This window comes from Methylovorus sp. SPW-M1 (assembly GCF_053848825.1).
In genome coordinates this window covers 2,003,370-2,023,245 of record NZ_CM132626.1, presented here as the reverse complement: position 1 = coordinate 2,023,245, position 19,876 = coordinate 2,003,370, and the positions used below count along the sequence as shown (strand labels likewise).

Here is a 19,876-nt window from a genome sequence, read left to right as displayed (position 1 = left end):
TGTTGAGGAAATCTCCATGACAATAAAATTCCTGCAAGGCAGAACCGGGTATGTGCTGGGCTTTATTGCCAGCTTTGGTCTGGTGGCGTTTGCCTTGTATATTCAGCAAAAACACAATCTTGAGCCTTGTCCGCTCTGCATCTCACAGCGCATTGTCTACATGGTGCTGGGCGTGCTGTTTTTGCTGGCGGCCTTGCATAATCCCAAGGCGGCAGGTCGTAAAGTGTATGGATTGCTGCATGTGGCAGCGGCGGTGACCGGCGTGGTTATCGCTGCGCGGCATATGTGGATACAGGCGAATCCAGACAAGGTGATGGCCGAATGTGGCGCGGGCTTTGACTATCTGTTTGAGAGCTTCCCCATGAAAAAGGCCATGGAACTGGTGTTCAAGGGCACCGGCGAATGCTCGGCGATAGACTGGACGCTGTTTGGCCTCACCATTCCGCAGCTGTCGCTGATCGCATTCTCTGCGCTGGGCCTGTATGCGGTGTATCTCGCATTCCTGAAAAAGAACTGAATTCAATTTTTATGTATAAAACCCTGGAAGATTTTGTCGGCAATACGCCGCTGGTTCAACTCAAGCGTTTGCCTGGCAATACCAGCAATACCATATTGGTGAAGCTGGAAGGCAATAACCCCGCCGGGTCGGTAAAAGACCGGCCAGCGCTGTCCATGATCAAGCGGGCCGAAGCCCGTGGCGATATCAAGCCGGGCGATACCCTGATCGAGGCGACTTCTGGCAACACCGGTATTGCATTGGCCATGGCGGCGGCGATGCGCGGTTACAAAATGGTGCTGGTCATGCCGGAAAACCAGAGCCTGGAACGGCGCCAGACCATGAAGGCCTTTGGTGCCGAGCTGGTATTGACCCCACGCGATGGCAGCATGGAGCTGGCGCGCGATGTGGCGATGAAGCTGCAAGCGGAAGGCGAGGGCATCGTGCTGGACCAGTTTGCCAATATGGATAATCCGCTTGCGCATTACGAGGGCACCGGCCCTGAAATCTGGCGTGATACTGGCGGCAAGGTCACACACTTTGTCTCCAGCATGGGCACTACCGGCACCATTATGGGCACTTCGCGCTACCTCAAGGAGCAAAACCCGGCCGTGCAGATTATCGGCGTGCAGCCGGAAGAAGGCGCGCAGATTCCTGGCATCCGCAAATGGCCGGAAGCTTACCTGCCCAGCATTTACGAGGCAGGCCGCGTCGATGAACTGGTGTATGTGAGCCAGGCTGATGCGGAAAAAACCACGCGCAAGCTTGCCAGCGTTGAGGGCATATTCGCTGGTATCTCATCGGGTGGCGCACTCCACGCCGCCCTGCAATTGTCAAAAAAGGTCGAAAACGCCGTGATCGTGTCCATCGTGTGCGATCGTGGTGACCGCTATCTCTCCACCGGGGTATTTCCCGGTTAAGCCAGGCCAGCCGTGATCACGCGACGCGATCTGCCTGGTTTGCGTGTCAAGGTTGGCTGCTGGCGAGCCTCATTAACCCTGATTTCGCTCATTGTTTTCATGGGCATTGCCTGGTCGCCGAGTCTGGTCATGGCCGCCAGCAGCCTGACCATTGAAGCCGACACGGTAGAGGCGGAGGGCTGGCAGGCCAAAGCCGTGAAACTGGTGCTGGCACCAGCCCGGCGTCCGGCGCTTGCTCTTGGCAGCCAGATCAAGTTTGCCAAGGCTCCCGTATGGAGCAGCCTGCATGCCGAATGCGCGCAGATCAAATTGCCTGCCGGGCGTGGTGCATGGTCATGCCAGCAAGGTCTCGTCACCGCTGATCGTATTCGACTTCCGTTTAATCTCACCCTCAATACAGCCCCCGCCGCCGGGCTGCCCGCCTTGCGGCTGGATGCACAGGTGCGGGATGCGCAGTTCAGCGATGCGGCCGGTTTGCATGCGGCTGAAAAGCTCCATGCCCGTGCAGAAGTGCAGGCGCGACAACAAGCCGGGCGTTGGCTGTGGGATGCGGCCATCACCTGGTCAGGCGGCGAATTGTTCTGGCAGCCGCTCTATCTGCAAGGCCAGGGGCAAACGCTGAATGCCGCTGGCACATGGGATGCGCAGGCCTTGCAGCTGGACCGGGCTGCATTGCAGTTGCCCGGCGTGGCGACCGTGCAGGCGAGCGGCAAGTGGTCAGCGCCTGAGCGCCAATGGCAGACCCTGCATGTGGACGTTCCGAATATGGATCTGGCCAAGGCTTATCCTGCGCTGCTGAAACCCATGGTGGAGCATAGCGCCCTTGGGCATGTCGAGATGGCCGGCAATGTTGCGCTAAAGGCAGACTGGCAGGCGGGGCAACTGCAAGCATTCCAGCTGCGCCTGCGCGATGTGGATATGGAAGACGAGCAGCATCGCTTTGCCTTTTACAAGCTGAATGCGGATATCCCCTGGGATTACGAGCAACCACAGTCTTTAAAGATGAGCTTTGCCGGTGGGCATCTGCTCAAAGTGCCCTTGGCGGCGAGCCATTTGCAGGCTGAGGTTAACCGCTATGCGCTGACCGCCCCTGAGCTGCGGCTGAATATACTGGATGGCGCGCTGGTGTTATCGGATGTCTCTGCGGCCACGCTGGGCGGGCAGTGGTATTGGCATCTGCGCGCCAACCTCACGCCTCTGGATATGCCGGAGCTGAGCACCGCCCTGGGCTGGCCGCGCATGGCGGGCAAGGTGGCAGCCTCTATTCCCATGGTGACTTACAACGCCGGCACGCTGACCACGGATGGGGTGCTGGGCTTCAATCTGTTTGATGGCAGCATCAGCGTGAATAATCTGGGCATGCAAACGCCGCTGGGCAGCAGTCCGCGGCTGCGTGCCGATATCGAAATGCGCAATCTGGACCTGGGGCATCTCACCCGCACTTTTTCCTTTGGTGCCATTGAAGGCAAGCTCGATGGCGATATCCAGCATCTGGAGCTGCAGAACTGGCAACCCGTGGCATTCGATGCCGTACTCAAGAGCAGCCCCGGCAAGTATCCGCGCAAGATTTCCCAGCGTGCTGTGGAAAATATCTCGGCCCTGGGCGGTGCGGGGGCGGCGGCTGCCATACAGCGCAGTGTGCTGCGGTTTTTTGATCAATTCAATTATGAAAAGCTGGGCTTGAGTTGCCGCCTGCACGCCGATGTCTGCACCATGGACGGCGTGGCGCAGGCACCGCAAGGCTATGTCATCGTCAAAGGCAGTGGCATCCCGGCCATTACGGTCATGGGGTACAATCGCCAGGTCGGCTGGAGCGAGCTTGTGAGCCGCATCCGGCGCGTCACCGAGAGCAATGTCAAACCGGTGATCCAATAGGAGAAATCAACACATGAAACATTTGAACTGGGCATTGCCCGCCGCATTGCTGCTACCTGCCTGCGTCACCATCAATATTTATTTCCCTGCGGCTGCCGCTGAAAAAGCCGCCGATCGCATCATCGATGATGTCTGGCAACTGCAGGACAAAAAAGCGGCCCCGACTGCCCCGGCTGGCGAAACACCTGCCGTTCAACCCGCGCCATAAAGGATTCCCCATGAAAAATATCATTATCGTCTTCAGCCTTATGATGAGCATGTGGCTGTCATTGAGTCCCGCCCATGCGGCGGCGGATCTTGAAATCAATACGCCCGCCATCAGCGCCATCAAAAACAGCATGCAGGCGCGCCATGCCCAGCTGGCGCCGTTTTACAGCAGTGGTGCGGTCGGATTTTCCCGCGATGGCCTGGTGGCTGTGCGTGATGCCGCGTCAGTTCCGCTAGCGCAGCGCCAAGCTCTGAATAGTCTGGTAGCGGCCGAAAACAAGGACCGCAACGCGCTCTACGCCGAGATTGCCAATGGCAACCAGCATCCCGAATGGGAGCCGGAAATCCGCGCCACCTTCGCCAAACGCTGGGCCGATAAGGCGCAGGGCGGCTGGTGGGTGCAGGATGGCAGTGGCTGGGTCAAAAAGTAAGCTCGCGGACAGCTGACTTCAACGCCCATCTGGCTAGCTCTTTCATAATCCAGCGCCTCACCGTGCCTTTTCACCAGATATTCACCGAGTGACACCATGACCCCGACCCTAGTGTTCGATATTGAAACCATCCCCGATGTCGACGGCCTGCGCCGCCTGTACGATCTGCCGCCTGAAACTTCCGCCGAGGATGTAGCCCGCATTGCCTTTCATCAGCGCCGCCAGCAAAACGGCAGCGAGTTTTTGCCGCTGCAACAGCATAAGGTGGTGGCGATTTCATGCGCCATGCGCGAAGGGGATAGCTTTCGGGTGTGGACGCTGGGCGCTGCGGATGCCCCCGAGCGCGAGATCATTCAGCGATTTTTTGACGGTATTGAGAAGTACAAACCGAATGTGGTGTCATGGAATGGTGGCGGCTTTGACCTGCCTGTGTTGCATTATCGCGGCTTGATTCATGGGGTGCAGGCGAGCTGCTATTGGGATATGGGCGAAGATGATAGAGACTTCAAGTGGAACAACTACATCAGCCGTTACCATACTCGGCATCTGGACTTGATGGATTTGATGGCGCTGTATCAGGCGCGCGCCAATGCGCCGCTGGATCAGATCGCACAGCTATGCGGTCTCCCTGGCAAGCTCGGCATGGATGGCTCCAAGGTGTGGGATGCATATTGCCGTGGCGAGATTGAAGCCATACGCAATTACTGCGAGACCGATGTGGCAAATACCTACCTGGTCTACCTGCGCTTTCAGCTGATGCGCGGTCATCTTAACCCTGAGTCTTATGCCAGCGAGATCGCGCTGGTGCGTCAAACACTGGCTGCCAGTGAAGGGCCGCACTGGAAAGAATTTCTGGCGGCGTGGGCGCAGGATTAAACCTTGTCTGCGGGCGAGTCTCGCTGCCCCGTTATCTAGTGCAGCCACGCAAATTTGCGATGGCAGGCTGTCCCGCAGACCGGGCTTAAATAGCGGCGCTTATTGCTGGCTAGCGGTGTAGCGGGGCACTTCCAGATTCTGAATATTCATTTCTCCCGACGCGATTCCGCTCAACACTGGGCCGAAAAGTAAAAAAGCGAGTAGTAAATGAACAAACTTTTCCATGATGAATTCTCCCGGTTCAACAAGTTAAAAAAAGTAAAAAAGCGTTGATGGAAGATTAAAACGGCTGGTGTCTGGTCCATATCCGACATAAGCTGATTCTCATGTAGGAATGCAGGAAGCAACGCCTGACCGCAAAGGCGTGGTGAATATAACAAGCGGATCAAGAGCTTAATATAAAAAGATCGGGGTTTGATATCCATGGAGAGCACAATGCAAAACAATAAATTAACGAGTCTGGCGGCATGCCTGTGTCTGATGGGCGGGCTGGCACTCTCTGCCCCCGCCTTTGCTGCCAAGCCGGATGGAGCAGGCCACGGCAATGGCAATGGACAAGGTCAGCAACATGGCGGCCCGGACCGTGGCGGACGTGATAATGACGGACCAGGCGGGCGTCCCGACGGCGGCGACCGAGGTGGTGACCGTGGTGCGTACAAGGGCGGTGACCGCGGTGGCGACCGTGATCACCATGGCGGCGACGTACGTGTGGGCATGTATTTTGGCGATCAGCAACGCACCATCGTGCATGATTACTATGGCGAACAATTCCGCGGCGGCCATTGCCCACCGGGACTCGCGAAGAAACACAACGGTTGCATGCCACCCGGCCAGGCGCGCAAATGGCGCAAAGGCTATCCGTTGCCACGCGATGTTGTGTATTACGACTTGCCACCGCGCATCATTGTTGACCTCGGCGCGCCGCCGGCCGGATATAAATATGTGCGTGTTGCTGCCGATATCCTGCTGATTGCGGTTGGCACCGGCATGGTGGTGGATGCCATAGACGACTTGAGCCGTATGTAAGTTTTTTTATAGAGACGTGTCATCGCAAAAAGCCCCGGATTACTCCGGGGCTTTTTCTTTTTTTCGTGCATCAAACATGGTGCATGTGCGCTATTTTTGCACGTCCATGGTGCCATGCACCTGATGCTGAATTTGGCATTGCATCAAGCAATATTCTGGTAAAACTCAAATAAAAACATCAGCATGTAAATATTTTTCACGTTTGTGTGATGGGTGGCATAGCGGTTGCTTTGGTATTACTGAAATTCATTTTCGTAATACTAACCAGGAGAGCCATTGTGATATCACTTTTACCATCTTCAGGCATTAAAAACATTGCACGCATGGCGGTATTAGCCGCCGGTTTCTGTTTCACCATGGCAGCCGAAGCCGCCGCACCGCTCAAGATCGGCTATAGCGACTGGCCGGGCTGGGTGGCATGGCAAGTGGCCATCGAAAAAGGCTGGTTCAAGGAAGCTGGCGTGGATGTGAAGTTTGACTGGTTTGATTACTCCGCTTCCATGAATGCCTTCAGCGCGGGCAAGATCGACGCCGTCACCGTGACCAATGGCGATGCACTGGTTACTGCCGCCGGTGGTGCCAAAAACGTCATGATCATCGTCACTGATTACTCCAATGGCAACGACATGATTGTCGGCAAGCCCGGCATCAAAAGCCTGAAAGACCTGAAAGGCAAGAAAATCGGTCTGGAGCTGGGTCTGGTAGAGCATCTGCTGCTGCTGAATGGCCTGCAAAAAGCGGGCCTGAAGGAAAGCGATGTCACGCTGGTGAATACGCCTACCAACGAAACCCCACAAGCCCTGGCTTCCGGTGATCTGGCGGCGATTGGTGCATGGCAGCCCAACTCTGGCGAAGCCATGAAGCGCGTTCCCGGTGCCAAGCCTATCTACACCTCTGCCGATGAACCCGGCCTGATCTACGACGTATTGACCGTCAGTCCTGCCAGCCTGTCCAGCCGCCGTGCGGATTGGGAAAAAGTGGTGAAGGTCTGGGCCAAGGTGGTGGATTACATCAATGACCCCAAAACCCAGCCTGATGCCGTGAAGATCATGGCCGCTCGCGTGGGTATCAAGCCGGAAGCCTACCTGCCATTGCTCAAGGGCACCCGTCTGCTCACCCTGGACGAAGGCAAGGCCATCATGGTGAAGGCCGATGGCTTCAAGTCGCTGTACGGTTCTTCCAAGATCGTGGATGACTTCAACGTCAAAAACGCCATCTACAAGAAGCCGCAAGACCTGAACAAGGCGATTGATCCTACGCTGGTCAGCAAGTAAGTCATCCGTTATCAGGCGCAGGGAGAAGGTTATGGGTTCCAATTGGTTTGCAGTGCGGCAGGAGTTGACGCCAGAGCGTCGCAAATTCCTGGCAATTGCATCGTTTCTACTGCCTCTGCTGGTGTGGGCGCTGGTCAGCTATGTGCCGTTTATCTGGCACCCGATGGTGAAGGTCATTTCGCCGGGCGACGTGGATTATTTCCAGGTCGACATGCTGGTCAACAAAGCGACCTTCGAGGAAGAAACGGCCACCATGCAGGAGGAGGGCAAGCAGCTGCCGCTGGGCATCCCCTCCAACCCCATTTACCTGCCGCCTCCGCACAAAGTGGTGGAAGCCTTGTATACCGCTTTCACCACGCCACCGGTGCAGCGCGACGGCCTGTGGTTGCACCAAAGCCTGTGGCAAAGCATACAGGTGATTTTCTGGGGCTTTGTCATCTCATCGCTGGTCGGGGTGCCGCTCGGCATCCTGGCAGGCACCTATAGCGCGGTATCGCGTTTGTTTGAACCGTTTATTGAGTTTTTCCGCTACTTGCCCGCCCCGGCGTTTGGCGCCCTGGCTGTGGCAGTGCTCGGTATTTACGATGGCCCCAAGATCGCCATCATCGTGATTGGTACCTTCTTTCAACAGGTGCTGATCATCAGCAACACCACGCGCAAACTGGATTATTCGCTGCTGGAGGCCGCCATGACCCTGGGCACCAGCCGCTGGAAACTGCTGCGCCATGTCGTGATCCCGGGCGTGCTGCCCGAGTTGTATCGCGATCAGCGCATTCTGCTGGGCTGGGCCTGGACTTATCTGATCGTGGCCGAACTGATCGGCACCTCGTCCGGCATCACCTGGTTCATCACGCAGCAGGCACGCTATGAGCACTTTGAAAACGTGTACGCCGCCATTTTGATTATCGGCATTATCGGTCTCGGCACGGATATGGTGCTGGCCCGCCTGGGCAAGCGTCTCTTCCCCTGGGATAAACCGGCGAACAAGGAGTAGGCCCTCATGCAAGCAAATACAGATCAAATCAGTTACCTGACCCAGTCCGAAGCCGTGAAGGCGCGCTTCGACAAGCTGAAACAGCGCGAAGTGATCCTGGAGGTGAAAAACCTGACCAAGGTCTATCGCGGCGCCAAGGGTGAAACCACGGCGTTGAAGGACGTCAGCTTCAAGACGCACCGCCGTGAGTTTGTCTGCGTCATCGGGCCTTCCGGCTGTGGCAAGTCCACCCTGATTCGCACGCTGGCCGGCCTGGAGAGCTACACCAGCGGCGAAGTGCTGCTGGATGGCAAGCCCGTTACCGGCCCTGGCCGCGATCGCGGCATGGTGTTTCAGGGCTACACCCTGTTCCCATGGCTCAGCGTAAAAAAGAACGTGATGTTCGGCCTGGAAATGAATGGCATGCCCTCTGAAGAAGCCTCGCGTGAAGTCGCGCTTTGGCTGGAACTGGTGGGCCTGGAGAAATTTGCCAATGCCTATCCGCATGAGCTTTCCGGCGGCATGAAGCAACGCGTGGCCATCGCTCGTGCCCTGGTCAATCAGCCGCGCATCCTGCTGATGGATGAACCGTTTGGCGCACTGGATGCGCAGACCCGCTGCAAGATGCAAACGCACCTGCTGGAGATCTGGCGCAACATTGATATCACCATCCTGTTCATCACGCATGATCTGGATGAAGCCATCCTGCTGGCAGACCGCATTCTGGTGCTGAAAGCGCATCCGGGTGAAGTGCAGGAGCTGATTGAGGTGTCGGTGCCACGTCCGCGCAGCCCTGATCAATTGTTCACCCCCGAATTCATTGCCACCAAGGCGCGGCTGGAAGAGCTGATTCATCCACCCACTGAGCCCGTGGATGAAGACGCCGTCTCCGTGCCCAGTCGCATGATTCGCTTCGTCAATGTTGCCGATAACGTGGAGTAAAGAAATGACGATGCAATGGTCTGAAACTACCTGGGATGAACTCCCCGCCAAGCTGGCTGCGGCCAGCGGCACTGCCATGCTGCCGATAGGCGCCACCGAACAGCACGGCCCGCACATGGGCTGTGGCATGGATTACATCCTGGCCGATATTCTTTGCCGCGAAGTGGCGGAAAGCACGGGCGTGCCCATGCTGCCGACCATGCCATACGGCTGCTCGGTAGGGCATAGCCGCCGCTGGCCCGGCACTATCGCCCTCACCCCCATCACCCTGATCAATCTGGTGAAGGAGATCGGCGACTGGGCTTACCACAGCGGTGTGCGTCGCCTCTTTATCATCAACAGCCATGTTACTAACGCCGCGCCCTTGCGCTGTGCGCTGGAGATGCTGCGCAGCGAGCACGACGACATGATGGTGGCCGTGATCAATACCGCCACCATGAGTCCGCGCGTCAAGCAGTTCCACCATGCCGATGGCGATGACTGGCATGCCAACGATGCCGAAACCTCGCTCATGCTGGAAAAAGCCCCGCACATCGTGCGCACCGACAAGCTCACGCTGGCCGACGACCCGGACCGCACCGACGACCTGGTGTTTGCCCACCCGGTGAATCGCACCAGCCTGAATGGCGTGACCGGCCAGCCCAGCATTTCCAGTGCCGAAAAAGGCGCGGAATGGTTTGCCTGGATGGTCGAGGATTTATCCGAATTGATACGCCGCGGTCAGGCCGAACAGCCACCGCTCCCACATTCCTATTTCAGCCATGCCGCTGCCTGAGACGTCAGGCCCGGCACAGCAAAACCGCAGCACCCTAATCCGATTTAATTGAAAGGTATGTATATGTCGAAGTCGACTGCAGAAATTGCCACGATCCAGAACGAGCTCAAAGCCAAGGGCGTCAAGTATTGCATAGGCGCTTACGTGGATATCCACGGCGTGCCCAAGGCCAAGGTGGTGCCGATTGATCACCTGCCACAAATGGCCGCTGGCTCCGAGCGCTACACCGGCTACGCGCTGGATGGCCTGGGCCAGGCACCAAGCGATGATGAACTGACCTCGGTTCCTGATCTGGACCATATCATTCCCTTGCCATGGGAACCAAAAGTGGCCTGGATGCCTGCTGACAATGGCTTTCAGGGCCAGCCCTATGCGCTGAACACCCGCGTGGCACTGAAAAACGTCCTGGCACAGGCCGCTGAAATGGGCTTTGGCATGAACCTCGGCATTGAGTGCGAGATTTACCTCCTGAAGCAGGAAGCCGATGGCAAGCTGTCTATCCCTAACCCCGATGACAAGCTGGTCAAGCCTTGCTACGACGTACGCGGCTTTATGGATAACTTCGGCTGGCTGGACAAGATGGCGACTGCCATCAACGACCTGGGCTGGGATCTGTATTCGTTTGACCACGAAGACGGCAACAGCCAGTTCGAGTTTGACTTCAACTACAGCGATGCGCTGACCATGTGCGACCGCTTCACCTTCTTCCGTTACATGGCCAAACACTACGCCAAGGAAGAGGGCCTGCTGGCGACCATGATGCCCAAGCCGTTTGCCGACAAGACCGGCACCGGTGCGCACTTCAACATGTCGCTGTACGACCTCAAGACCGGCAAGAACCTGTTTGCCTGCGACCCCAAGGATGATCCACGCGGCCTGGGCCTGACCACGCTGGGCTACCAGTTCATCGCCGGTATCCTCAAGCACGGCCCGGCCCTGTGCGCCGCGTTTGCGCCTACGGTCAACAGCTACAAGCGCCTGGTGCGCCGCGGTGCCATGAGCTACTTCAGCTGGGCGCCGGTGTTCAACTCCTACGGCTCCAACAACCGTACCAACTCGGTACGCGTGCCCATGGGCGGTGGCCGTTGTGAATCCCGCAATGCGGATGGTGCCGTGAACCCTTATCTGGCCGCCACGCTGGCATTGGCCGCCGGTCTGGAAGGCATACGCGAGCAGCTGGACCCAGGTGCACCGAACGAAGACAACCTGTACGCCATCAGCGAAGAAGAGCGCATGGGCCGTGGCATTCAATTCCTGCCGCAAACCCTGCAGGAAGCGGTTGAGGCATTCGCTGCGGATCCGCTGGTGGAAAAAACCCTGGGCAAGGAGTTGCGTGACGAGTTTGTCACCTACAAGAGCCAGGAATGGGAAACCTACCACCTGACCGTGAGCCAGTGGGAAATTGATCGTTACAGCTACATGTTCTAAGCCAAGGTGTTGACGGGGCAGGCTGCAAGGCCTGCTTCGGTCTGCCATGATGGCGCCTTTAGTCGCGCCAAAACCGGCAAGTCACACAGGAGGAAACATGAACGAGAAAACCAAAAAGGCACCGGTAAATCGCATCAGTATCTCCTTGCCGGATGAGCTGCATGCCGAGCTTGATTCCATGGTGATTGAGCGTGGGTTCGAAAGCCGTTCGCAAGCCATCAACGACATGCTGCGCCAGCATCTGGCCGAGCATAAGCGTGAAAAAGGCAATGAGGTGATGGTGGGAACCATCACCATTCTTTACAACAACGGCACGCGGGGCCTGCAAAAAACCATTGCGGATTTGCAGTACCAGCACCTGGATGAAGTCATCAGCTCGCTGCACGTGCATCTGGCCGATAACCAGACCATGGAAGTGATACTGGTACAAGGCCCGGCGCTCACCGTGCAGGCCGTGGCGAATGAGATCATCGCGCTGCGCGGCGTGATTACCGGCAAGCTGCAACTGATGGGGGCGGTCATCCCGCCGTTACACCCGATGACGCCCAAGGCCCGCAAGGCGGGGCAATAACGGGAAAAAGAGACAAGGACAAAAGCATGAGTGCTGTATTTGAACCTGCTGCCGTGCTGTGGGAAGAAACTATCCCCGGCGGCAATCACTGGTCAGGCCTGATACGCCGAGGCACTGCGCTGCGTATCACCGACCTGGAGGGCGGGGCCAACCTGGCCGCGCTGTTTTACAACCCGGAAGACAAGCTGGAACGCTACAACATGCCGGATTCGCTGAAGGCGCAGCATACGGCGTATCTCACCACCGGCAATGTCTGCTATTCCGACATGGGCCGCGTCATGTGTTCCATCATTGGCGATAGCGTGGGCTGGCACGATACCTTCTGCGGCGTGACCGATGCCGCCATGATTGAAGCCCAGTATGGCAAGGCCACGTTTCAGACTCACCGCAATGCCATGCACCGCAGCGGCAAGGATGGCCTGCTGGTGGAGCTGGCGAAATACGGTCTGGGCAAGCGCGACCTGGTCGCCAACGTCAATTTTTTCAGCAAGGCGGTGCCGGATGACAACGGAGCGCTGAGCTTTGTCACCGGCCATAGCAAGGCAGGCGATTATGTGGATGTGCGCTTCGACATGAATGTGCTGCTGGTGCTATCCGCCGCGCCGCATCCGCTAGATCCTGCCACCGAATACAAACCGGCTGCGGTAAAACTCACGGCCTGGTATGCCGGGGCTGCCACGCCCGATGATGTGTGCCGCACGCAGTGTGAGCAAAACGCCCGCGGCTTTATCAACACGGAAAGGTATTACCTATGAGCCAGATGCTGACCGAAAGCCCATTGGATCCGCACAACGCCGTGCTGGACCAGGTATGCGATGCCGGCGATCCCTGGATGGCCGAAGTGAAGAAAGGCCAGATATTCCGCATTCTGGACCTGGAAGGCAACCAGGCGGTGGATACGCTTTTTTACAGCGCCGCTGATCCCGAAGAGCGCTACAGCGCGGTAGACACCATTGCCCGCCAGCGCCAGCTTTACCTCACCACCGGCTCGGTACTGTATTCGAGCGAGGGTCGGCCCATGCTGACGATCACCGCGGATACCTGCGGCCGCCACGATACTCTGGGCGGGGCCTGTGCCGCTGAGAGTAACACCGTGCGCTATGCCCTGGAAAAGCGCCCCATGCACAGCTGCCGCGATAGCTTCATGCATGCGCTCAACCATTGCGGCTGTGCCACGCACCGGAACATGAGCAAGCGCGACATCACCGCCAACATCAATTTCTTCATGAATGTGCCGGTGACTGCCGATGGCCATCTCAAGTTTGATGATGGCATCTCCGGTGCGGGCAAATACGTGGAAATGCGCGCCGAAATGGATGTGGTGGTGCTGATCTCCAACTGCCCGCAACTGAATAACCCCTGCAACGCCTATAACCCGACGCCAGTTCGCCTGCTGGTATGGGATGCCGTCTAGGCCACCACGCAGAAGCTGGCATGCAACCTGCTAGAGAATGACGGATACAACGGTCAGTTAGTGTCAGCCAACTGAATCAACCGCTCACCGGGACGGCCCGGTGAGATCTATACCCAGCGGGACGGCCCGCACAAGGTTAGTCATGTTTCATAAAGTGCTTATTGCGAACCGCGGCGAGATCGCTTGCCGCATCATTCGTACCCTCAAGCAGCTTGGTGTCCGCTCTGTAGCCGTCTATTCCGAAGCCGATGCCGGTGCACGCCATGTGCTGGAGGCGGATGAGGCGGTCTGCGTCGGTCCGGCTCCCGCCGCCGAGAGTTACCTGAATATTCCCGCCATCCTGCAAGCAGCGCACCAGACTGGTGCACAAGCCATCCATCCGGGCTATGGCTTTCTGTCTGAAAACCCCGGCTTTGCCGAAGCCTGCGAAGCCGCAGGCATTGCCTTTATCGGCCCCACTCCCCAACAGATGCGTGACTTTGGTCTCAAGCACACCGCCCGCGCGCTGGCCGAGGCCAATGGCGTGCCACTGCTGCCGGGCACCGGCCTGCTGGCAGATGTCGCCGAAGCCCGCACGCATGCCGCACGCATAGGCTACCCGGTGATGCTGAAGAGCACAGCAGGTGGCGGCGGCATCGGCATGCGCCTGATCTGGGGTGAAGAGGAACTGGCTGAAGCCTTTGCCTCGGTGCAGCGCCTGTCACGCGCCAATTTCAAGGAATCCGGCCTTTATCTGGAAAAATACGTGGAAGCCGCGCGCCACATTGAAGTGCAGATTTTTGGCGATGGCGCAGGTCATGTGGTGGCGTTGGGCGAACGCGATTGCTCGGTGCAGCGCCGCAACCAGAAGGTGATAGAGGAAACCCCGGCGCCCAATATCAGCGAGGCGATACGCCAGCAACTGGCCGAGACAGCGGTGCGTCTGGCCAGTGCCATAGGCTATCGCTCGGCGGGCACGGTGGAATTTGTTTACGACAATGCCAGCGGCGACTTTTACTTTCTGGAGGTCAACACCCGGCTGCAAGTGGAGCACGGCGTGACCGAGCTGGTAAGCGGCGTGGACCTGGTGGGCTGGATGATCCGCCTGGCCGCGGGCGAGCGCGACTTTATCGCGGCCTATCAGCATCAGCCACAGGGCCATGCCATTCAGGTGCGGGTGTATGCCGAAGATGCCAACAAGCAGTTTCAGCCCAGCTCGGGCGTGCTGACCGAAGTGGTGTTCCCCTCCGATGTGCGGGTGGATGCCTGGGTGGAGCAAGGCAGCGAGGTTTCGCCGTATTACGACCCCTTGCTGGTCAAGGTGCTGGTGCATGCCAGTGACCGCGCCGCCGCGGTGCAGTCCATGCAAAGCGCGCTCGACCAGACCCGCCTTGCCGGCATTGAAACCAACCTGGAGTACCTGCGCCAGGTGCTGGCCGACAGCATATTCCCGGCCGGGCAACAGACTACGCGCTACCTCAATAGCTTTGTTTACCGTCCGCATACGCTGGATGTGCTGGATGGCGGCGTCATGAGCACCATACAGGATTACCCTGGCCGTACCGGTTACTGGAATATCGGCGTGCCGCCTTCCGGCCCCATGGACCATCTGGCGTTCCGCTTTGCCAATCGCCTGGTGGGCAACGCCGAAAGCATGGCGGGCCTGGAAATCACCCTGATCGGCCCCACGCTGAAATTCAATACTGATACCGTGATTGCCTTGACCGGCCCTGAGCTGGCATTGACACTGGATGGCCAGCCGCTTGCCATGTGGCAGGCGCATGCCGTCAAGGCGGGCAGCACGCTTGTCATCGGCAAGCTGGGTGACCTGGGGTGCCGCGCGTATCTGGCAGTGCAGGGCGGCTTTGATGTGCCGGATTACCTGGGCAGCAAATCCACCTTTACCCTGGGCCAGTTTGGCGGCCATGGCGGCCGCGCCCTGCGCGTGGGCGATGTGCTGCATCTGGGCAAGCTGGCTGCGGCGGAAACCGCCGTCACCGAGATTCCGCCCGCCCTGCGTCCGCAATACACGCACGAATGGCAGATTGGGGTGCTGTATGGCCCGCATGGCGCGCCGGATTTCTTTACCGACGACGATATTGCGATGTTCTTCTCCACCGACTGGGAAGTGCATTACAACTCCAACACCACCGGCATCCGCCTCATTGGCCCCAAGCCGCAGTGGGCTCGGCCGGATGGTGGCGAGGCGGGCTTGCACCCCTCCAACATCCACGACAACGCCTACGCCATTGGCAGTGTGGACTTTACCGGCGATATGCCGGTGATCCTGGGGCCGGATGGCCCCAGCCTGGGCGGCTTTGTCTGCCCGGCTACCATTGTGCAGGCCGAGCTATGGAAAATGGGCCAACTGAAAGCGGGCGACAAGGTTCGCTTTGTGCGCCTCTCCCAGGCTCAGGCACGTGCGCTGGAAATCGCGCAAAACGCCATGCTGGCAGATCTGGCGACCGCCACTGCGCCACTGGCCTTGCCCGCCTCCGATATTGCCCAAACCCAAACCCCCATTCTGGCCACCTTGCCTGAGACGGCAGAGCGCGTGGCCGTGGTGTATCGCCAGGCCGGTGACAAATACCTGCTGGTGGAATATGGCCCGCTGGTGCTGGACCTCAACCTGCGCTTCCGCGTGCATGCCCTCATGCAGGCGCTGGAGCAGGCCAAGGTGCCCGGCATCATTGATCTCACGCCCGGCATACGTTCGTTGCAGGTGCATTACGATAGCCTGCGCCTGCCGGTGGAGCAGTTGCTGACTACCTTGCAAACCCTGGAATCGCAATTGCCCGCCATCGATGAAATGGAAGTGCCGACCCGCATCGTGCACCTGCCGTTGTCCTGGGACGATGCGGCCACCCAGCTCGCCGTGGAAAAGTACATGCAATCGGTGCGCAAGGATGCGCCGTGGTGCGATGTGGAGTCCGGCCATGGCAGCAATATCGAGTTCATCCGTCGCATCAACGGCCTCGATAGCATTGAGGACGTCAAGCGCATCGTGTTCGAGGCGAGCTACCTCACCCTGGGCCTGGGCGATGTGTATCTGGGCGCACCCGTCGCCACGCCGGTAGACCCGCGCCACCGTCTGGTAACCACCAAATACAACCCGGCCCGCACCTGGACGCCGGAGAACGCCGTGGGCATTGGCGGCGCCTATATGTGCGTGTATGGCATGGAAGGCCCCGGCGGTTACCAGTTTGTCGGCCGCACCTTGCAGATGTGGAACCGCTGGCGTGCCACGGCCGACTTCCCGCAGGGCAAGCCCTGGCTGCTGCGCTTTTTTGACCAGATCCGCTTTTACCCGGTCAGCGCGGAAGAGTTGCTGCAAATCCGCGAGGATTTCCCACGTGGCAAATTCAAGCTCAAGGTGGAAGAGCAGGTATTCCGCCTCAAGGATTACAACGCGCTGATCGCCGCTGAAGCCGCCACCATGATCGCGTTCAAGGAGCGCCAGCAAGCCGCATTTGATGCCGAGCGCGAGCGCTGGATTGCCAACGGCCAGGCCAATTACAGCAATGATGAGTCGGCAGCGAGCACGGTGGCGGAAGACGCGCTGCCCGATGACTGCCGTGCCGTGGCCGCCCATGTAGCCGGCAATCTGTGGCAAGTGGCAGTGAATGTGGGCGATACGGTCGCCGCGGGCGATACGCTGGTGATTATTGAATCCATGAAAATGGAAATCGCCGTGGTCGCCCCGGCAGCCGGGACCATCAGCCATGTGTTGTGCCAGCCGGGCAAGCCCGTCAGTGCCGGCCAGACCCTCATTGCCATTGCAACGGAATAAATCATGACCACACTCGATCTGCAAATCACCAGCCTGCGCGAGCAATACCGCACAGGCAGCCTCACTCCCTCGCAACTGGTACGGCAGCTGGATGCCGCTATGGGTACGGAAGACCCGCACCGTATCTGGATTCATCGCCTGCCACTGGCGCAACTGTTGTCTTACGCCGAGGCGCTGGAAGGGCGCGACCCTGCCAGCCTGCCGCTGTATGGCCTTCCGTTTGCCATCAAGGACAATATTGATCTCGCGGGCGTGCCTACTACCGCCGCCTGCCCGGAATATGCCTACACCCCTGCGCAGCACGCCACCGTGGTGCAGCGGCTGATCGATGCCGGGGCCATTCCCTTGGGTAAAACCAATCTTGACCAGTTTGCCACTGGCCTGGTGGGCGTACGCTCGCCGTATGGCGCCTGCCATAACAGCATAGACCCGGATTATATTTCCGGTGGCTCAAGCTCTGGTTCGGCCGTTTCGGTGGCGTTGGGCCTGGCAAGTTTCAGCCTGGGTACGGATACCGCAGGCTCAGGCCGCGTACCGGCCTCATTCAATAATCTGGTCGGGCACAAGCCCAGCTGCGGGTTGCTCAGCACCCGTGGCGTGGTGCCTGCCTGCCGCACGCTGGATTGCGTGTCCATCTTTGCGCTGACGGCACAGGATGCCGCTACCGTGCTGGAGGTCGCCCAGGGCTTTGATGAGGAAGACCCGTATTCGCGTGAGGCGCTCACGGCAGGCAAGCCCTTGCCCGAGCATGGTTTCCGCTTTGGTGTGCCACGTGCCGATCAGCTGCAGTTTTTTGGCAATGCGGAAACGCCCGCCTTGTTTGATGCTGCCGTTGCCAAACTGGTGGCGCTGGGCGGGGTGGCGGTGGAGATTGATTTCACCGTGTTTTTGCAAACCGCCCGCCTGCTCTACGAAGGGCCATGGGTGGCCGAGCGCTACGCAGCTATCCGTGAATTCATCGAAGCCAAACCCGAAGCGCTGTACCCGGTCACGCACAAGATCATCAGCGGTGCGACACGCTTCAGCGCCGCCGATGCCTACAGCTTCGGCTATCAACTGAAAGCCCTGCAACGCAAGGCTACCAAGGTGTGGGACGACCTGGACATTATCGTCACCCCGACGGCGGGCACCATTTACACGATTGCCGAAGTCGAGGCCGACCCGGTGCAAACCAATTCCAATTTGGGCTATTACACCAATTTCATGAATCTGCTGGACCTGTCGGCGATTGCCGTGCCTACCGGATTCCAGGCCAACCGCCTGCCATTTGGCGTCACCCTGTGTGCCCCGGCGTTTCATGACGCTACTCTGCTGGCGCTCGCCGCCCGCATGGAAGACGCCGCGCGCGCACTGGGCGCTACCTCATTTACCCGCAAGGAGATTCACGCATGAGCGATACCCCCATGATCAAAGTCGCTGTGTGCGGCGCCCACATGAGCGGCCTGCCACTCAACCCGCAACTGATGGCGCTGGGTGGCGAATTCGTCGAGAAGACCCGTACCTCGCCTTATTACAAGCTGTTCAAGCTGAATGGCTTCACGCCCGAGCGGCCTGGGCTATTGCGGGTAACCGAGGGCGGTTCGGCGATTGCCCTGGAAGTCTGGCAACTGCCGCTCACCAATTACGGCGCCTTTGTCGCCAGTGTGCCTGCGCCCCTGGGCTTCGGCACGTTGGTGCTGGAAGACGGCTCGCAGGTGCAAGGCTTTTTGTGTGAAGCCTATGCCACCGAAAATGCCGTGGACATCTCGGCATGCGGTGGCTGGCGTGCCTGGATGTGCAAAAAAGAGACAGTCTGAGACTGGTGTGGCTATTTTGCCAAAATGGGATAGTGCGATGTTTTTCAAAGGAGGATTATCAAACCCAACACGCGATTGTGACGTTTGTTTTTTTTATCTCTATTCATTCATTAAATAAGGGGATTGTGATGTTGAATACACCTGTAAAGAGTCTTGTTGCCCTGATGTTTGCTGCAGGCTTTGCTTCACCAGTTTTTGCTGCTGACGAAGCTGCTGCTCCTGCAGCGGAGTCGGACTGGACCTTTCCAAGCAGCATCGGCTTTGTCAGTGATTACATCTTCCGTGGCCAGTCCCAGACCTGGGGCAAGCCAGCGGCTCAACTGAGCGTTGAAGCAGACCACAAGTCCGGTTTTTATGCGGGTTTCTTTGCTTCCAATGTATCTGACAAGTGGTTGCCAGGCGCCAACCTGGAAACTGACCTGTACGCAGGTTTCCGTAACACCATTCCAAGCACAGCCGTGGGCTACGATGTGGGCGCGATTTACTACATCTACCCAGGTGCAGACTGGGAAGACTCTGCTTTCAACCCACCTACCGTCAATCCATCGACTGGCGTTCCATATCCAGCAGGTACCACCAAGGCTAATCGCCTGAATACACTGGAAATCTACGGCTCTCTGACTTATCAGTGGCTGACATTCAAGACTGGTATCACCGCCACTGAATACTGGGGCTGGAATACCAATAACTCGCCAACCGGTGGTGGTTTTGCGGGTGATCTGAGCGCTGGTGTGACTGGTAGCACCAAGGGTTCGTATTTCTACGAGCTGGATGCTGCCTATGAAGTGGTGCCAACCTGGAACCTGACAGGTCAAGTCGGTCATCAAGTGATCAACAACTCGACCGGTCTGGATATCACCTACTACAAGGCAGGTGTTACCAAAGTGTTTGACAAGGGCTGGTCTGTCGGTGCCTTCTACTCCGGTACCAATGAACCTGATGCCTACAAGGACTTCCTGAGTCTGGAAAACACGGTATCCAAGTCGGATATCGCCAAAGACAAGTTCTTCGTTTCGATCTCCAGAGCATTCTAATGCTGGTCAATACGGCGGCTGAGGCCGCCGTATTGGTTTCTCACGTCCATTTTCGATACGGAGTTCTGT

Annotated in this window: 19 protein-coding genes; all 19 read left to right on the top strand. The window is 58.3% G+C overall.

Annotated elements, in window-relative coordinates; all coding sequences use genetic code 11:
• The first annotated feature begins 16 nt into the window (after nucleotides 1-16).
• The 19 genes from ACWWD9_RS09485 to ACWWD9_RS09395 all read left to right on the top strand — a co-directional run bounded on the left by ACWWD9_RS09485 (nucleotide 17) and on the right by ACWWD9_RS09395 (nucleotide 19,807).
• Nucleotides 17-517 carry a disulfide bond formation protein B gene (locus tag ACWWD9_RS09485; RefSeq protein ID WP_015829722.1) on the top strand — a complete coding sequence of 167 codons (501 nt, stop codon included), beginning with the start codon at nucleotides 17-19 and terminating at the stop codon, nucleotides 515-517.
• An 11-nt stretch (nucleotides 518-528) separates the two neighbouring features.
• The gene (gene cysM / locus ACWWD9_RS09480) at nucleotides 529-1,416 is read left to right on the top strand and encodes a cysteine synthase CysM (protein ID WP_013441768.1); all 888 of its coding nucleotides are present in this window, start codon (nucleotides 529-531) and stop codon (nucleotides 1,414-1,416) included.
• A 12-nt stretch (nucleotides 1,417-1,428) separates the two neighbouring features.
• A complete protein-coding gene (locus tag ACWWD9_RS09475) occupies nucleotides 1,429-3,291 on the top strand; it encodes a hypothetical protein (protein ID WP_455866892.1) in 1,863 nt (620 codons plus the stop codon).
• Nucleotides 3,292-3,304: 13 nt separating this feature from the next.
• A complete protein-coding gene (locus tag ACWWD9_RS09470; RefSeq protein WP_455866891.1) occupies nucleotides 3,305-3,499 on the top strand; it encodes a hypothetical protein in 195 nt (64 codons plus the stop codon).
• Nucleotides 3,500-3,509: 10 nt separating this feature from the next.
• On the top strand, nucleotides 3,510-3,929 hold the full coding sequence (locus tag ACWWD9_RS09465) for a YdbL family protein (protein ID WP_455866890.1): 420 nt from the start codon (nucleotides 3,510-3,512) through the stop codon (nucleotides 3,927-3,929).
• A gap of 96 nt (nucleotides 3,930-4,025) precedes the next feature.
• Entirely contained in the window at nucleotides 4,026-4,805 is a 780-nt protein-coding gene (locus tag ACWWD9_RS09460) for a 3'-5' exonuclease (RefSeq protein WP_455866889.1), read from the top strand.
• Nucleotides 4,806-5,240: 435 nt separating this feature from the next.
• Nucleotides 5,241-5,831 (top strand): RcnB family protein, encoded by a 591-nt coding sequence (locus tag ACWWD9_RS09455; RefSeq protein ID WP_455866888.1) that lies wholly within the window; start codon nucleotides 5,241-5,243, stop codon nucleotides 5,829-5,831.
• 323 nt (nucleotides 5,832-6,154) lie between these two features.
• Nucleotides 6,155-7,105 (top strand): ABC transporter substrate-binding protein, encoded by a 951-nt coding sequence (locus ACWWD9_RS09450; protein ID WP_049757276.1) that lies wholly within the window; start codon nucleotides 6,155-6,157, stop codon nucleotides 7,103-7,105.
• A gap of 31 nt (nucleotides 7,106-7,136) precedes the next feature.
• On the top strand, nucleotides 7,137-8,099 hold the full coding sequence (locus ACWWD9_RS09445; RefSeq protein ID WP_455866887.1) for an ABC transporter permease subunit: 963 nt from the start codon (nucleotides 7,137-7,139) through the stop codon (nucleotides 8,097-8,099).
• 6 nt (nucleotides 8,100-8,105) lie between these two features.
• On the top strand, nucleotides 8,106-9,020 hold the full coding sequence (locus tag ACWWD9_RS09440; protein ID WP_013441777.1) for an ABC transporter ATP-binding protein: 915 nt from the start codon (nucleotides 8,106-8,108) through the stop codon (nucleotides 9,018-9,020).
• Nucleotides 9,021-9,024: 4 nt separating this feature from the next.
• Complete coding sequence (locus ACWWD9_RS09435; RefSeq protein ID WP_455866886.1) at nucleotides 9,025-9,795, top strand: creatininase family protein; 771 nt, start codon at nucleotides 9,025-9,027, stop codon at nucleotides 9,793-9,795.
• Nucleotides 9,796-9,858: 63 nt separating this feature from the next.
• The gene (gene glnT / locus ACWWD9_RS09430) at nucleotides 9,859-11,223 is read left to right on the top strand and encodes a type III glutamate--ammonia ligase (protein ID WP_455866885.1); all 1,365 of its coding nucleotides are present in this window, start codon (nucleotides 9,859-9,861) and stop codon (nucleotides 11,221-11,223) included.
• 97 nt (nucleotides 11,224-11,320) lie between these two features.
• The gene (nikR, locus tag ACWWD9_RS09425; protein WP_455866884.1) at nucleotides 11,321-11,794 is read left to right on the top strand and encodes a nickel-responsive transcriptional regulator NikR; all 474 of its coding nucleotides are present in this window, start codon (nucleotides 11,321-11,323) and stop codon (nucleotides 11,792-11,794) included.
• A 26-nt stretch (nucleotides 11,795-11,820) separates the two neighbouring features.
• Nucleotides 11,821-12,549 (top strand): urea amidolyase associated protein UAAP1, encoded by a 729-nt coding sequence (locus ACWWD9_RS09420; RefSeq protein ID WP_455866883.1) that lies wholly within the window; start codon nucleotides 11,821-11,823, stop codon nucleotides 12,547-12,549.
• The gene (locus ACWWD9_RS09415) at nucleotides 12,546-13,208 is read left to right on the top strand and encodes an urea amidolyase associated protein UAAP2 (RefSeq protein WP_455866882.1); all 663 of its coding nucleotides are present in this window, start codon (nucleotides 12,546-12,548) and stop codon (nucleotides 13,206-13,208) included. The genes ACWWD9_RS09420 and ACWWD9_RS09415 overlap by 4 nt, the downstream gene beginning before the upstream one ends.
• A gap of 142 nt (nucleotides 13,209-13,350) precedes the next feature.
• Nucleotides 13,351-16,977 (top strand): urea carboxylase, encoded by a 3,627-nt coding sequence (uca, locus tag ACWWD9_RS09410; protein WP_455866881.1) that lies wholly within the window; start codon nucleotides 13,351-13,353, stop codon nucleotides 16,975-16,977.
• Nucleotides 16,978-16,980: 3 nt separating this feature from the next.
• The gene (gene atzF / locus ACWWD9_RS09405) at nucleotides 16,981-18,369 is read left to right on the top strand and encodes an allophanate hydrolase (RefSeq protein ID WP_455866880.1); all 1,389 of its coding nucleotides are present in this window, start codon (nucleotides 16,981-16,983) and stop codon (nucleotides 18,367-18,369) included.
• Nucleotides 18,366-18,773, top strand: a complete 408-nt coding sequence (locus ACWWD9_RS09400; protein ID WP_041369963.1) for an allophanate hydrolase-related protein — start codon at nucleotides 18,366-18,368, stop codon at nucleotides 18,771-18,773. The genes atzF and ACWWD9_RS09400 overlap by 4 nt, the downstream gene beginning before the upstream one ends.
• A 128-nt stretch (nucleotides 18,774-18,901) precedes the next feature.
• Entirely contained in the window at nucleotides 18,902-19,807 is a 906-nt protein-coding gene (locus ACWWD9_RS09395) for a TorF family putative porin (RefSeq protein ID WP_013441786.1), read from the top strand.
• Nucleotides 19,808-19,876: the final 69 nt, after the last annotated feature.

Coding starts and splice junctions, on each gene's coding strand:
- ACWWD9_RS09485 (WP_015829722.1), top strand. CDS start 17: ATGACAATAAAATTCCTGCAAGGCAGAACCGGGTATGTGCTGGGCTTT.
- cysM (WP_013441768.1), top strand. CDS start 529: ATGTATAAAACCCTGGAAGATTTTGTCGGCAATACGCCGCTGGTTCAA.
- ACWWD9_RS09470 (WP_455866891.1), top strand. CDS start 3,305: ATGAAACATTTGAACTGGGCATTGCCCGCCGCATTGCTGCTACCTGCC.
- ACWWD9_RS09465 (WP_455866890.1), top strand. CDS start 3,510: ATGAAAAATATCATTATCGTCTTCAGCCTTATGATGAGCATGTGGCTG.
- ACWWD9_RS09460 (WP_455866889.1), top strand. CDS start 4,026: ATGACCCCGACCCTAGTGTTCGATATTGAAACCATCCCCGATGTCGAC.
- ACWWD9_RS09455 (WP_455866888.1), top strand. CDS start 5,241: ATGCAAAACAATAAATTAACGAGTCTGGCGGCATGCCTGTGTCTGATG.
- ACWWD9_RS09450 (WP_049757276.1), top strand. CDS start 6,155: ATGGCGGTATTAGCCGCCGGTTTCTGTTTCACCATGGCAGCCGAAGCC.
- ACWWD9_RS09445 (WP_455866887.1), top strand. CDS start 7,137: ATGGGTTCCAATTGGTTTGCAGTGCGGCAGGAGTTGACGCCAGAGCGT.
- ACWWD9_RS09440 (WP_013441777.1), top strand. CDS start 8,106: ATGCAAGCAAATACAGATCAAATCAGTTACCTGACCCAGTCCGAAGCC.
- ACWWD9_RS09435 (WP_455866886.1), top strand. CDS start 9,025: ATGACGATGCAATGGTCTGAAACTACCTGGGATGAACTCCCCGCCAAG.
- glnT (WP_455866885.1), top strand. CDS start 9,859: ATGTCGAAGTCGACTGCAGAAATTGCCACGATCCAGAACGAGCTCAAA.
- nikR (WP_455866884.1), top strand. CDS start 11,321: ATGAACGAGAAAACCAAAAAGGCACCGGTAAATCGCATCAGTATCTCC.
- ACWWD9_RS09420 (WP_455866883.1), top strand. CDS start 11,821: ATGAGTGCTGTATTTGAACCTGCTGCCGTGCTGTGGGAAGAAACTATC.
- ACWWD9_RS09415 (WP_455866882.1), top strand. CDS start 12,546: ATGAGCCAGATGCTGACCGAAAGCCCATTGGATCCGCACAACGCCGTG.
- uca (WP_455866881.1), top strand. CDS start 13,351: ATGTTTCATAAAGTGCTTATTGCGAACCGCGGCGAGATCGCTTGCCGC.
- atzF (WP_455866880.1), top strand. CDS start 16,981: ATGACCACACTCGATCTGCAAATCACCAGCCTGCGCGAGCAATACCGC.
- ACWWD9_RS09400 (WP_041369963.1), top strand. CDS start 18,366: ATGAGCGATACCCCCATGATCAAAGTCGCTGTGTGCGGCGCCCACATG.
- ACWWD9_RS09395 (WP_013441786.1), top strand. CDS start 18,902: ATGTTGAATACACCTGTAAAGAGTCTTGTTGCCCTGATGTTTGCTGCA.